The 13794-nt window shown below is 71.1% G+C and carries 6 protein-coding genes and 1 pseudogene; 5 read left to right on the top strand and 2 right to left on the bottom strand.

The features are described from left to right. Positions 1–121 precede the first annotated feature (121 nt). The 3 genes and pseudogenes from OG623_RS31615 to OG623_RS31605 form a co-directional block, all read left to right on the top strand. Complete coding sequence (locus OG623_RS31615) at positions 122–8596, top strand: type I polyketide synthase (protein WP_406151011.1); 8475 nt, start codon at positions 122–124, stop codon at positions 8594–8596. A gap of 57 nt (positions 8597–8653) precedes the next feature. Continuing rightward, positions 8654–9307: a DUF6357 family protein gene (locus tag OG623_RS31610; protein ID WP_406151010.1), complete on the top strand. Its 654-nt coding sequence runs from the start codon at positions 8654–8656 to the stop codon at positions 9305–9307. 18 nt (positions 9308–9325) lie between these two features. Beyond that, positions 9326–9623: pseudogene (locus OG623_RS31605) on the top strand (ATP-grasp ribosomal peptide maturase); the annotation flags it as partial. 87 nt (positions 9624–9710) lie between these two features. Here the strand turns inward: OG623_RS31605 and OG623_RS31600 are convergent. Beyond that, a complete protein-coding gene (locus OG623_RS31600) occupies positions 9711–10334 on the bottom strand; it encodes a TetR/AcrR family transcriptional regulator (RefSeq protein WP_406151009.1) in 624 nt (207 codons plus the stop codon). 125 nt (positions 10335–10459) lie between these two features. On the opposite strand from OG623_RS31600, the gene OG623_RS31595 reads away from it, so the two are divergent. Continuing rightward, on the top strand, positions 10460–11911 hold the full coding sequence (locus tag OG623_RS31595; RefSeq protein ID WP_406151008.1) for an amidase: 1452 nt from the start codon (positions 10460–10462) through the stop codon (positions 11909–11911). 57 nt (positions 11912–11968) lie between these two features. Here the strand turns inward: OG623_RS31595 and OG623_RS31590 are convergent, their stop codons facing one another. After that, positions 11969–12808 carry a helix-turn-helix transcriptional regulator gene (locus tag OG623_RS31590; RefSeq protein ID WP_406151007.1) on the bottom strand — a complete coding sequence of 280 codons (840 nt, stop codon included), beginning with the start codon at positions 12806–12808 and terminating at the stop codon, positions 11969–11971. 164 nt (positions 12809–12972) lie between these two features. Between OG623_RS31590 and OG623_RS31585 the strand changes: the two genes are divergently transcribed. Next, positions 12973–13725 carry an SDR family NAD(P)-dependent oxidoreductase gene (locus tag OG623_RS31585; RefSeq protein ID WP_406151006.1) on the top strand — a complete coding sequence of 251 codons (753 nt, stop codon included), beginning with the start codon at positions 12973–12975 and terminating at the stop codon, positions 13723–13725. Positions 13726–13794: the final 69 nt, after the last annotated feature.

The raw sequence follows: 13794 nt of genomic DNA, 5'->3' as shown, positions 1-13794 counted from the left end.
CTCGTCCGAGTAGCCAGGCCCGTACGAGGAGGACCTCAGGCGAACCATCACCCCTCCCGGGCGCGGTTCGCCTATCCTGAAAACCGGCAACTCTCGCAATCCAGAGAAGGCGTTCATTTCGGTGACAGCGCACATGCCCGCCCTGCGTCCTCTGTCGGATCTGCTCCGCGAGCATGCCCGGCGCCTCGGTACCAAGACCGCCTTCCAGGACGGCCGTTGCGGTGTGACCTACGGGGAGCTGGAGCTGCGAACCGGCCGGCTCGCGGGGCATCTCGTCAACCTCGGTCTGCGCCACGGCGAGCGAGTGGCGATTCTTCTGGGCAGCCGGGTGGAGGCCGTCGAGAGCGTGCTCGCGGTCGTGAGGGCGGGCGCGGTCGGTGTGCCGATGGATCCGCGGAGCACCGGCGCCGAGTTGGCGTATCTGCTGGACGACAGCGGAGCCCGGGTCGTCTTCACCGACCAGTCCTCGCTGGGTCAGTTGCTGCCATTACTGCCGAACCGCCCTCGGCTGAGCGTGGTGCTCGTCCAGGATGACGGAGCGCAAGGTGGATCCCCCGCGGCGGGGGCGAGTGGCGGACCGGCCGACGAGGCGGGCATGTTCCGCTACGCGCCCCTGGTCGCCACCGAGCCGCCCGTGCAGGCTCCGGATGATCTCGGGCTCGACGAAGTGGCCTGGCTCCTCTACACCTCCGGGTCGACCGGCCGGCCCAAGGGCGTGCTGTCCACCCAGCGCAGCCGGCTGTCTTCGGTGGCGTCCGGCCTCGTCACCGTTCTCGGCCTGACGGCTGACGACCTCCTCCTCTGGCCCCTCCCTCTTCACCACGCCATGGGGCAGGTCCTGTGCGTACTCGGGGTGACCGCGACCGGCGCATCCGCCGTGCTCCTGCCGCGGTTCTCCGTGACGGACGTACTGGGTGAACTACGCCGGACGGACGCTCGGTTCACGCTGCTGGCCGGTGTCCCGGCGACGTACGCCAAGCTCCTCGACGCGGTGGGTGACGGCGGGCTGGGGGCACCCGCGCTGCGTGGCTGCGTCAGCGGGGGCGCGGCCGCGGCTCCCGCTTTCCAGCGGGAGTTCGAGGACGTGTGCCGGGTTCCGTTCCTCGAACACTACGGAAGCACCGAGGCGGGGCCCGTCACCATGACGGCGCCCGGTGCCGCCCGGGTGGCCGGCTCCTGCGGCCGTGTACTGCCGGGCATGCGGGCACGTATCGGCGACGGATCCGGTGCCGAAGCCACGGGCGAGGGCGAGGGCGAGTTGTGGGTCTCCGGGCCCGGTGTCATGGCCGGGTACCACCAACGGCCCGACGACACCGCCGAGGTGCTGCGCGACGGGTGGTACCGCACCGGCGACCTGGCCCGAATCGACGCGGCCGGTGAAATCACCCTCACCGGCCGCGCAAGCGAGCTGATCATCCGGGCCGGGAAGAACATCCACCCCTCCGAGGTGGAGGCGGTACTGCTGGCGCTGCCGGGAATCCAGGATGCCGCCGTCGCCGGCCTTCCGGATGACGCGGTCGGTGAGATCCCGGCCGCCTATCTGGTCCCGGCGGACGACGGAGTCCTGGACACGAGGGAGATCCTCGCCGCGTGCCGGGAACATCTCTCACCGTTCAAGGTGCCTGCCGCCCTCTACGAGGTGGACACGATCCCGCGCACCGCATCGGGCAAGATCAGGCGGTACGCGCTCGCAGACCTGTCCGCACGCCGTCTGCCGCCCGGGGCCCCCACCGGGGCCCCCACACCGACCGGTGCGCCGGCAGTGGACCTGACGGCTCTGGTGCGGACCGAGGTCGCCGCCGTGCTCGGCTGCGCCGTGGACGAGGTCGAGCAGGGCACCGCGTTCCGTGACCTGGGGCTGGACTCGTTGACGTCGACGGTGCTGTGCGACCGGCTGTCGGCGGCGACCGGTCTCCCGCTGTCCGAGGCCGCGCCCTTCGACTTCCCCACCACGGCCGAGCTCGCCGCGCATCTTCGGGCGCGGCTCACTGGCGGAACGGCGGCTGCCACGCCCAGCCGTCCGGAAGCGGCAGGCACCGACGAGGACCCCGTGGTCATCATCGCCATGGCGTGCCGCTTCCCCGGCGGTGTGAAGGCCCCCGAGGATCTGTGGCGGCTCGTCGACGACGGTATCGACGCCATCACGCCCTTCCCCACCGACCGGGGGTGGGACGTGGACGGGCTGTACGACCCTGAACCCGGGCGGTCAGGCCGTACCTACGTACGTGAGGGAGGCTTCCTGACCGGTGTGGACCGCTTCGACCCGGCCTTCTTCGGGATCTCGCCCCGCGAGGCGCTGGCCATGGACCCGCAGCACCGGTTGCTGCTCGAAGTCGCCTGGGAGGCCTTCGAACACGCGGGGATCGATCCCAGCACGGTGCGCTCCACGCCCACCGGTGTGTACGCCGGACTCATGTACAGCGACTACGCCGGCCGTCTCGCCCGCACACCCGAACGGGTGGAGGGCTACCTCGGCATCGGCAACGCGGGAAGCGTCGCCTCCGGCCGCATCGCCTACACACTGGGCCTGGAGGGGCCTGCTGTCACCGTGGACACGGCGTGCTCGTCGTCACTGGTGGCCCTGCACCTGGCGGCCCAGGCGTTACGCGGGGGCGAGTGCTCGCTCGCGCTCGCCGGAGGCGCCACCGTGATGACGGCACCCCGCTCCTTCGTCGAGTTCAGCAGGCAGCGGGCCCTCGCCCCCGACGGCCGCTGCAAGGCGTTCGGGGCGGGGGCTGACGGCACGGGTTGGGCCGAAGGCGCGGGAATGCTGCTGCTGACCCGGCTGTCGGAGGCCCGACGAGCCGGCTACCCGGTCCTGGCCGTGGTGCGCGGTTCCGCGGTGAACCAGGACGGCGCCAGCAACGGCCTGACCGCACCGCACGGCCCGGCGCAGCAACGGGTGATCCGTCAGGCTCTGGCGGACGCGCGCCTGGCCCCCGCGGAGATCGACGCGGTGGAGGCGCACGGCACGGGCACCCGCCTGGGCGACGTCATCGAGGCGAAGGCGTTCCTGGAGACCTTCGGGCAGGCCGGTTCGCGGGAACACCCGCTGTGGCTCGGCTCGGTCAAGTCCAACATCGGGCACACGCAGGCGGCGGCGGGTATGGCCGCCATGATGAAGATGATCCAGGCCATGGCACACGGCGTACTGCCGCGTACGCTGCACGCCGAGGAGCCGAACCCCGGCGTTGACTGGTCGTCGGGCGCGGTGTCGCTGCTCACCCGTTCGGTGCCCTGGCCCCGGACCGGGCGTCCCCGGCGGGCGGGCGTGTCGTCCTTCGGGATCAGCGGGACCAACGCGCATGTGGTGATCGAGCAGGCGCCCGTGGAGCAGCCCGGGGCCTTGGTCCACCCGGAGAACGGGGCCCCGGCCGACCCGCCGACAGCGGTCACGGTGCCGGCAGAACCGTTCCCGGTGACGACCGAGCCGGCACCGGTGACAGCCGTGCCGTTCCTCGTCTCGGCGAGGAGCGCACCGGCGCTGCGCGCACAGGCCCGACGGCTGCATGCCCACGTGAGCGGGCGTCCCGACGCAGACCTGGCGGACCTCGTGGACCTCGCCTTCTCCCTGGCCACGACCCGTGCCCGTTTCGAGTACCGCGCGGTACCGGTGGCCGGTGACCGCGCAGAACTGCTCGCCTCGCTCGACGCGGTGGCCGAAGGCCGCTACCGGCCGGGCCTGAGCACGGGCGGCCCTCGTCCTGCGGGCCCGGTCGCCTTCATGTTCACCGGCCAGGGCAGCCAACGAGCCTGTATGGGCCGGGGTCTGTACGAGACCCATCCCGCCTACGCGCGTTCCTTCGACGAGATCTGTGCGCTGATGGACCCGCTTCTCCCGGAGCCACTACGGGACGTGGTCTTCGCCGCCGAGAGCACTGACGCCGCCGATGGCTCCGGGGGCTCGCGGACGGACGGGCTCCTGCACACGACGCGGTTCACGCAGCCCGCGCTCTTCGCTCTGGAAGTGTCCCTGTTCCGGCTGCTGGAGTCCTGGGGCGTACGCCCGGACATGGTCGCAGGACACTCGGTCGGCGAACTGGCGGCGGCACACGTCGCGGGGGTGCTGTCCCTCGCGGACGCCTGCACCTTGGTGGCGGCACGCGGCCGTCTGATGGACACACTGCCCAGCGGTGGGGCGATGGCCTCCGTACAGGCTGACGAAAGCGAGATGACCGCGTACCTCGCGGCCGGGGCGCACGAGGTGCGGGGCGTTGACATCGCAGCCGTGAACGGGCGATCCGTGGTGGTGGTCTCCGGGGACGAGCCCGCGGTACTGGAGGTCGTCGCACACTGGCGCGAACAGGGGCGCGCGACCACCCGTCTGCGGGTGAGCCACGCCTTCCACTCGGCGCGTATGGAACCCATGCTCGAAGCCTTCGGCCGGGTCGCGCACGGAATCAGCTACTCCGCTCCAAGGATTCCCCTGGTCACCGCCGTGGCGGGCAGACCAGCAACCGTCGAGGAGATCTGCTCGCCCCGGTACTGGACCGACCACGTACGCCGACCGGTCCGGTTCGCCGACTCGGTGCGATACCTGCGGGAGCAGGGGGCCGCACACTTCGTGGAACTCGGCCCGGACAGTGTGCTCGCCGGCCTGACACGCGATGTCCTCTCCTCCGGCCGCCGCCCGGTCGAGGATGAGATGGCGGCGGGCGCGTCCGACGACGGCGGAGACGGCCCCGCACTCCTGGTCGTCCCGACACTGCGCGGCCCACGGCCGGAGGCCGACGCGCTTCTCACCACTGTGGCCGCCCTCCACGCCCACGGTGTGGAGGTGGACTGGCACGCGTTCTTCGCCGGGCGCGGCGCACGGCGCACGGCGCTGCCCACGTACGCGTTCCAGCGTGAGCGGTACTGGCTGGAGGCCGACCCGTCCGGTTCGGCGGCGGAGCCCGACGCCGCGTCCCACCCGTTCCTGCGGGAGGCGACGACGACGGCTGACGACGACGGTCTGCTGCTGAGGGGCCGGCTGTCCCTGCGTGACCAACCCTGGCTCGCCGACCACTCGGTGCTGGACACGGTGCTTCTACCGGCGACGGCCTTCGTCGACATGGCGATCCACGCCGGGGACCTGGCGGGAGCCTCCCTGCTGGAGGAACTGACGCTGACGGCACCGCTCGTGCTGACCCTCGACGAGACGGCCGAGCTCCAGGTGAAGGTGGCGCGAGCGGACACGGACGGGCGCCGCACCGTGGTGTTCCACGCACGGACGCACGCCCCCGGATACGGCGAGGGTGGCGAGGGTCCTTGGACCCGCCATGCCTCCGGCGTCCTGAGCCCAGCGGACTCCGACCCTTCGCACGTACGGACTTCCGTGGACGCGCCGTCCCCGTGGCCTCCGGCGAGCGCCGTACCGCTCCCGCTCGCCGCCGAGGCAGGCAGCGGTCTCTACGAGGAACTCGCACAGGGCGGACTCCGTTACGGAGCGGCCTTCCAGGGCCTGCGGGCAGCCTGGCGCCTGGGTGACGAGCTGCTCGCCGAGGTCGAACTCCCGGAAGAGGAACGCGCAAACGCCGCCCGGTTCATCCTGCACCCGGCTCTGCTGGACGCTGCGCTGCACACCCTGACGCTGGGTCACCGCCGCCCGGACGCGGGCGCGGGCGGAGCCGGGGCGGTGCTGTCGCTCCCGTTCGCCTGGAGCGGTGTGCGGCTGTACGCGTCCGGCGCCCGCACACTGCGCGTGCGGGTGTCCTGGGCAGAGGGGAACACGGCCCGGCTGGAGCTGACCGACAGGGCCGGAGCTCCCGTGGCCACGGTGCGCGCACTCGCACTGCGGCCGCTGTCCCGCGAGCAGTGGGGCGGCGTACGCGCACCGCGCGACTGTCTGTTCCGCCTGGACTGGACACGTCTGCCGGATCCCGCCGCCCCGACGCCGGCGGAGCCACCTCGGTGCGGGCTCCTGGGCGATCCAGGCGCCCAACTGACCGAGACACTCCGGCAGTCGGGATTCCTGTCGACGGTCTACGCGGATCCGGCATCGGCGGCAGCCGACGCCCCGGCCGTCGTGGTCGCCTGTCCTCCGCTCACCGGAGCAGACAGAGAGGACGGAGCGGACGGAGCGGACGGAGCGGACGGAGCGGATCGCGCTTCGGCCGCACACCGTGCGGCAAGCTGGGCGCTGAGGCTCGTCCAGGGCTGGCTCGCCGAGGACCGTCTCGCCAACTCGCGTCTCGTCATCCTCACTTCGGGAGCCGTCACCGTCGGAGTGGAGCCGGACGGAAACACTCTCGACAGCGACGCCGCTCTCGTCCACGCGCCCGTCCGGGGGCTGCTCCGCTCGGCCCAGACAGAGAACCCGGGCCGCTTCTCGTTGATCGACATCGACGGCCATCCCGCGTCCACGGCCGCCTTGGCCGGAGTCCTGACGAACTCGGAGCCACAGACGGCCGTACGCCACGGTGCCACGTACGTACCGAGACTGGTCCGCGTACCACCCCACGCTGCGACTCCCACAACAACCGCACCGGCAACGGCCGATGGTGCGTCCCGTCACCTGGACCCGGACGGGACCGTCCTGGTGACCGGGGGCTCGGGCTCCTTGGGCATGGCATTCGCCCGGCATCTCGTGGTCGCGCACGGAGTGCGTCACCTGCTGCTCGTGGGGCGGCGGGGAGCCGATGCGCCCGGAGCCGCCGAACTGCGCGCGGAACTCACCGAGCGAGGCGCGGAGGTGACGGTGGCGGCGTGCGATGTCGCCGACCCGACTTCCCTCGCCGCTCTGCTCGCGAGCGTGCCGGGGGCACACCCGTTGACCGGTGTGGTGCACACCGCCGGGGTGCTGGACGACGGCGTCGTCCCGGCGCTCACCGAGGAACGGCTCGACCGCGTCCTGCGGCCGAAGGTGGACGCGGGCCTCGCCCTGCACGAGTTGACCCGGGACAGCGACCTCGCGGTGTTCGCCCTGTTCTCGTCGGTGGCCGGGGTGTTCGGCTCCGGCGGCCAGGGCAACTACGCGGCGGCGAACTCGTTCCTGGACGCGCTGGCACAGCACCGCAGGGCGCTCGGGCTGCCCGGCACCTCACTCGCCTGGGGGCCGTGGCAGCAGAGCGGCGGGATGACGGCCGGGCTCCGGGCCGCGGACCTGCGCCGGATGACCCGTTCCGGTTTCGTCCCGCTGCGGACCGAGGAGGGCCTCGCGCTCTTCGACACCGCGATCGAGGGGCAGGACGCTGCCGTCGTGGCCGCCCGTCTCGACCAGTCCGCGCCCCGGGCCTTCGGGGGACCTACGGCGCCACTCTCCCGCGTACCGGGCAGGGAGCCCGAACGGAGGAGGTCTTCCGTCTCGCTCACGGGGCCCGGCACCGAGGACGAGGACTCCCTGCGCCGACAGCTGGCGGCCGTGCCCCCGGGCGAACGAGGTGCTCTGCTCCTCTCGCGGGTCCGCGCGGAGGCCGCCCTGGCACTCGGCCACGGAGTTGACGGTGGCGCGGTCGAGGCGGACCGCGCGCTGGCGGAGTTGGGCCTCGACTCACTGGCCGCGGTCGAACTCCGTAATCGGCTAGCGTCGCTGACGGGGCTTGCCCTGCCGGCCACGCTCCTGTTCGACTACCCGACGCCGCGTGGGGTCGCCGCCCACCTGGAGGAACGCTGGTCCCTGGAGGCCCTCGAAGCACCCGGCCCCTCGGCCACTCCAGGCACCGCAGGTCCGGCATCGGCCGACGTGGCTCCGGGTGGTGTCCCGCCCCGGCAGCCGGACAGCGCGGTGGGAGGGACCCCGGCCCCGGAGAGCAGGGACGCCGATTCCTTGTCCGCGCTCTTCCGTACGGCATGCGCTCGTGGCAAGGCGTGGGACGGGATGGTTCTCCTGACGATCGCGGCACGTTTCCGTGAGGTGTTCGATGCCGCCGAGGTCCCCGGCTCAGCGCCCTCGGCCGTCACCCTCGCGACAGGGGGTTCCGGGCCACGCCTGATCTGCTTCCCCGCCTTCAGCACGCTGTCAGGGCCTCACGAGTACGCCCGCTTCGGGCCGGGCCTCCAGGGCAAGCGCCCGGTTTCGGTGGTGCCGAACCCGGGGTTCCTGCCACAGGAACGGCTGCCCGCCACGCTGGCCACCTTCGTGGCGGCGCAGGCTGCTGCCGTGCGCGCGTGCGCGGGCGACGAGCCGTTCGTCCTGCTGGGGCGCTCGGCCGGTGGATGGGTGGCGCACGCAGTCGCCGAGGAGCTTGAGAGCGCGGGCATGATTCCGTCCGCCGTCGTCCTCATCGACACCTATCCGGGCGAGGAGAGCGGTCCCGGCGGCGGCAGTGGCGACAGCCCCGCACTCTCGGCGATGACCGCGGGCATGCTGGACAACGCCGCGCAGTTCGCCTCGGCCGACACCGGCCGGCTCACCGCGATGGCGCACTACCTGGCGCTCTTCGCCGGCTGGAAGCCCACGGCCGTTGCCGCCCCCACCCTGTTCGTACGGGCCGCGGACCGCCTGCCCGGCATCGAGGCGGCCGAGCCATGGGGCCTGCCGCACTCCGAGATCACCGTGCCCGGTGACCACTTCACCGTGCTGGAGGACCATTCCCGTACAGCCGCCCTCGCCATCCACACCTGGCTCTCCGAGCACCGCCCGGCGGCCACGCCAGGACAGGACGCCACACGGTGAGCGGCTCGGACGCGGCTACGCTGGTGCGGTTGTCATACTTACAGCAGGAGGACGCACGTGGCTCGCCCGTACCACCCCGGACCAAAGCAGTTCGTCTTCGCCGCCGGTGACGGCAACGACCAGCAGGTCTCCGTGAGCGACCCTCAGGAGGCGTACGAAGCGTTCTCCGCGTTCTTCGGGAGTCGCGACTCCGACATCTACACGATCGAGGACGAACCGGCGCGCCAGAGGCTGGTGCTCATGCCCGGTCAAGGTGTGATCGCCCGGATCGAGACGTCGCAGCAGCCGCGGTCGGAATACCTCCGAGTCGGCAGGGCCAACCGCTACCTGCCGAGCACGATGCTGTTCTTCGAGAAGGGATGTGCCGGCCTCGACCGCTTCGGCCAGTGGTTCTCGGACCTCGCGGATCTCGACGCGTCGCCGGAGACTCGCGGTGCCACCCGCGCCGACACGATCACGACCGAAGCCGCAGCCATCGAAGAAGTCGCCCGGATCTGGGCGGATTCGGGCATCGTGGATCCGAGTGACGAGTACTACGTGTTCTTCGACTCGCACGATGCCGGCGATGACCGAGCCGAACGAGCCGAGCTGCTCAAGCTGATCGAATTTCTCGGTATCGACCGAGTCGACACCCCGGCCGAGTCCTCCGACGGCGAAGTCTGGGTCCGCACCGATACCCGCCTCGACGCCGCATTCGAACGGTGGTCATGAACGGATGGCACATCGACGATCGCGGGCAACGGGCTGAGCGGCACGCTGTCTACGCCGAGCCGGATCGCCGACCTGGCCTCGGTGTGCCCGCTGTCCTACCGACGGCCGTCCGGGTCACCTTCCCGGGGCTGGAGGCGCAGACCGCCAGGTTCGCGGTCGCTGAGGCCCGCTACGGACTCGGCGGTGTCCTCGCCTCGCTGCCCGCCTGCCTGTACGTGAACCATCCGCACCGCATCGGGGACGCGGAGTTCAAACCGTCCGGGCTCCCGCAGCCGTCGACGCCGGGCTGCTCGTCCCGCCCACGCTGATCACATCCGGGTTCCTGGAGTGCGACCCGTCGGGTCAATGGGCGTGGCTTCAGGCGGAGACGGAGCTGCCCATGGTGTCGGCGATGGCTGACCGGTCAGTCAGCCACCCTGGGTGCGCCGACGTGTGAGCGGTGCCGGTCCACGATTCCCTCGACGATCTTCATCAGCCGGTCTCCCGTCCGATCGATGCTTCCGTTCTCTGTGCTGACCTGCACCCCTTCGAGTACGAAGGTGATCTCGGCCGCGGCCTGTCCCGGGTCGGGCATCCCGGCTTCGGTGCACATGCCGATCAGCCTGCGGGTCTGGTCGGCCTTGTGCTCCTCGATCACCTGCCGTGCCGGATGAAGGCGGTCGGGCAGCTCCGCGAGGGAGTTGATGAACGGGCAGCCCCTGTACGAGATCGTCGGCAGCCCCTCGGCGATGAAGCGGGCCAGGCCCAGAATCTGCTCCTCGGGCCGGCCGGGGTACTCGGTTTCCACACGGTCGAAGGCCGCCCGATAATCGGCGGCGACGATCCGCAGCCACTCGGCGACCAGCGCGTCCTTGGTCTCGAAGTGCCGGTAGATCGCCATTTTGGTGGTCTCGGCCTTGTCGGCGATCGCCTGGACCCCCACCTGCCGGATCCCTTCCTTCTGGAAGAGTTCTTCGGCCGCGTCGAGAATCCGCTCACGAGGTGGCAGCTTCGCCACTCTGCTCGGCCTGCTGAGGGTCGATGCCATCGCTGCTCCATCACTCCGGCCGGTCAATCGTGGGGTTCACACACCTCACGGTACCAGCCCGACCTCTTCGATACCGTATGGTATCGCCCAGCACCAAGCGGTATCGTTCTTGTCAGGGAGTGACAGTGAGAGTTTCTGAGTACGTGAGCTTTGACGCGGTCGGGCTGGCGGAGCTGGTGGCCAAGGGCGAGGTGTCCCCAGCCGAACTGGAGGCAGCCGCGCGCAAGGCTGTACAGGCAGTTGATCCGCAGATCAACGCCGTCGTGGAGACATGGCAGACCGACGACGAGCCTGTCCCCGGCAGCGCACCACTGGCCGGCGTCCCGTTTCTGATCAAGGACATCGCGGTGGCCATGGCCGGGAGGCGCATGGAGCTGGGCAGCCGCCTGGCGGCCGGTAACGTCGCGGGTGCCGACTCCTCACTGATGCTGCGCTTCCGTCGCGCGGGCCTCGTGACGTTCGGGCGCACCGCGACGCCGGAGATGGCGTACGGCATCTCGACGGAATCCGCGTTGTACGGCGCGACCCGCAACCCGTGGGACCTGGAGCGGAGTGCGGGCGGATCAAGTGGGGGCGCGGCCGCGGCTGTCGCCGCCGGGGTGGTCCCGGTCGCCCATGGCACCGACGCCGCCGGATCGCTCCGTATCCCGGCCGCCTACAACGGCCTCTTCGGGATCAAGCCCACCCGTGGCCGGGTGTCCATGGGGCCCGACGTCGACGAGGTCTTCAACGGCCTGGCCGTGCACGGCAGCGTCAGCCGCACCGTACGCGACAGTGCGGTACTGCTCGACCAGATACGCGGGCCGGAATCGGGCGACCCCTACTTCGCCCCGCAGCCGTCACGGCCGTACGCGGAGGAAGTCACCCGTCATCCGGGCTCGTTGCGCATCGGTGTCCTCGCCCGCGCGTGGGGCGGGCGCCCCACCACCGCTCCGGTGACCGACGCCCTCTCCCGCACCGTACGGTTGCTCGAATCCCTCGGCCACCAGGTGACGGAGGCCGAGATCGGCCTCGGCGCCGACTGGGAGGAGTTCGTCCTGGCCAATGCCCGGCTATTGGCGGTGAACCTCACCACCCTGGTCGACGGGTTGGCCAACGCCTTCGACCGTCCCGTCGACGCCTCGACCCTCGAGCCGGTGACACTCGCCGGTTACCACTACGGGCAGCGGGTCGGCGGTGCGCAATTCCTCACCGCTCTCGCGATGCGGAACCGGGTGGCCCGAAGCCTGGCGCGGTACTTCGACGCGTACGACATCCTCCTCACGCCGACTCTGCCGGAGCCTCCCCTGCCCCTGGGCACCCATACCGAGGGTGCAGAGGCACTGGACGGCCTCGGCTGGATCGAGCGCATCAATGACCTGGCGCCGTTCACCATGCCGTTCAACGTCGCAGGCACGCCCGCCATGTCCGTGCCCATGACCGCCGACGCCGCGACGGGGCTCCCGGTCGGCATGCAGTTCGCTGCCGGATACGGCCTCGAAAGCCGGCTCTTCCGCCTCGCCGGACAACTGGAGCAGGCAAGTCCGTGGTCGGGTCTGACCCCCACGGTATGGGCGGGGAACCAGCCGGGCAGCTGACGAACGCCGCCTGCACGCAACGAATCGGCACTCGGTACCCGGGCCCCGGCCCAGAAGTCACAGGCGTGTCGCCCGGCGTAGCAGCCGGTCGATGTTCTCGTGACTGCACCCGTCGGTGGGGGTCTGGACGACGAGACGGACGCCGGGGTAGTCGGTCAGTTCCATGCCGGTGGCACGCAGGCTCACTTCGCCGATTCCCGTGATGTCGTAGCGCTTGTCGCACAGGTGCGGTGGAGCGACGTCGTGCGTGGCCCAGAGCCGGGAGAACAGCGGGCTGGCGGCGCACAGACGGGTGACGAAGTCCTGCCATCGCGGGTCGCCCGCGTTCTGGCTGTAGCGATAGCGGAACCCCGCCACGGCCTCGGGCGCCTGCTCGTCGCGGTTGACGATGCGGTACTGCCCCTCCGGTGCCGCGAAAAGGTGCCAGAGGGTGTTGCGCCTGCCGGGCGGGGCGCTGACCAGAGCGGGGTGCAGGGCCGCGTATGCGCGGTTCCAGCGCAGCACGTCGGTACGGGCGTCGACCAACATGGCGGGCAACGGGTCCAGGGCTGCCAGGACGGTGTCGAGGTGGCCCGGGAGTTCGGACGGCGGATCGCTGGTGACCGGCGGCTGGGGGACCTCGGCCAGACGGTAGAAGTGGTCGCGCTCGGCGGCATCCAGAGACAGCGTGCGGGCCACCGCGTCGAGCACCTGGGAGCTGACGTTGATCGGCCGCCCCTGCTCCAGCCACGTGTACCAGGTGATGCCGACACCGGCCAGCTGGGCGACCTCCTCGCGGCGCAGTCCTGGGGTGCGCCGCCGGAGGCCGGGGAGGATGCCGACGTCCTCGGGTGAGACCCGCGCGCGTCGTGAGCGCAGGAACTCCCGTAGTTCGGTCCGGTTCGTGGTGGTCGGCACAGGTCCACTGTGCCAGAGCCGGACGGTGTCGGCCTGGTGCTGCCAGTACCCGTATCAGCGGGCTCCTGGCACCGGTGTCCGCACAGGGCGCAGGCTCGCACCGCCTGGGTATCCCAGGACGTTCCCTTCGGAACGATCACCAGGACGAACGGACGACGAGTTCCATGAGCAACGCGTTTCACCACAAGGTCGCGGTCGTGACGGGCGGCAGTGCCGGTATCGGCCACGTCACCGCGCGGAAGATCGCCGAAGGGGGCGGCACCGTCTACATCACGGGACGGGACCTGGACGCCGTGACGACGGCGGCCGCGGACCTACCGGGTGATGTCATCGGGGTGCGGGCCGACTCGCGCTCGACCGACGACCTCGACCGGCTCTTCGCGCAGGTGGAGCGGCGCAGCGGCCGGCTGGACGTGCTGATCGTCAACGCGGCGGCTATCGCGACCGCACCGCTGGGCACCATCACCGAGGACGTCATCAGGACGGTCTTCGACGTCAACATCACCGGCACGGTCATGACCGTGCAGAAGGCGCTGCCGCTGCTGGCGAACGGTGGCGTCATCGTCCTCACCGGCTCGATGGCCGCGCACAAGGCGTCGCGCGGGCGGAGTCTCTACGCGGCCTCCAAGGCCGGGGTCCGCGCCCTCGCCCGCACCTGGGCCCTTGAGCTGACCCCACGCGGGATCCGGGTGAACGTGGTGAGCCCGGGCCCGACGGACACGCCTGGTATCGCGCAGCTGGCCGCCACCGCCCAGGAGCGCGAGGCGCTCATCGCCACGATGGGCACCGGGACACCGATGACCCGGGCCGGTACCGCGGAAGAGGTCGCCGCCGTCATCTCCTTCGTCGCCTCGGACGCGGCCTCCCATGTCAACGGCGCCGATTACCAGGTCGACGGCGGATACGGCCAGGTCTGACCCCCTCATGGGGCAGCCGCAGTTCGCCGTACGCGCGCATGTCCTCGCGCCCTTTCGGAACATCAGTCG

The organism is Streptomyces sp. NBC_01012, assembly GCF_045162755.1.
Lineage (GTDB): Bacteria > Actinomycetota > Actinomycetes > Streptomycetales > Streptomycetaceae > Streptomyces.
This window is presented reverse-complemented; position numbering and strand designations above follow the sequence as displayed.

What these genes read in the sequence shown, in the direction of transcription:
- OG623_RS31600 (WP_406151009.1), bottom strand. Translation starts at nt 10,334, where the DNA reads ATGGCATCGACCCTCAGCAGGCCGAGCAGAGTGGCGAAGCTGCCACCT.
- OG623_RS31585 (WP_406151006.1), top strand. Translation starts at nt 12,973, where the DNA reads ATGAGCAACGCGTTTCACCACAAGGTCGCGGTCGTGACGGGCGGCAGT.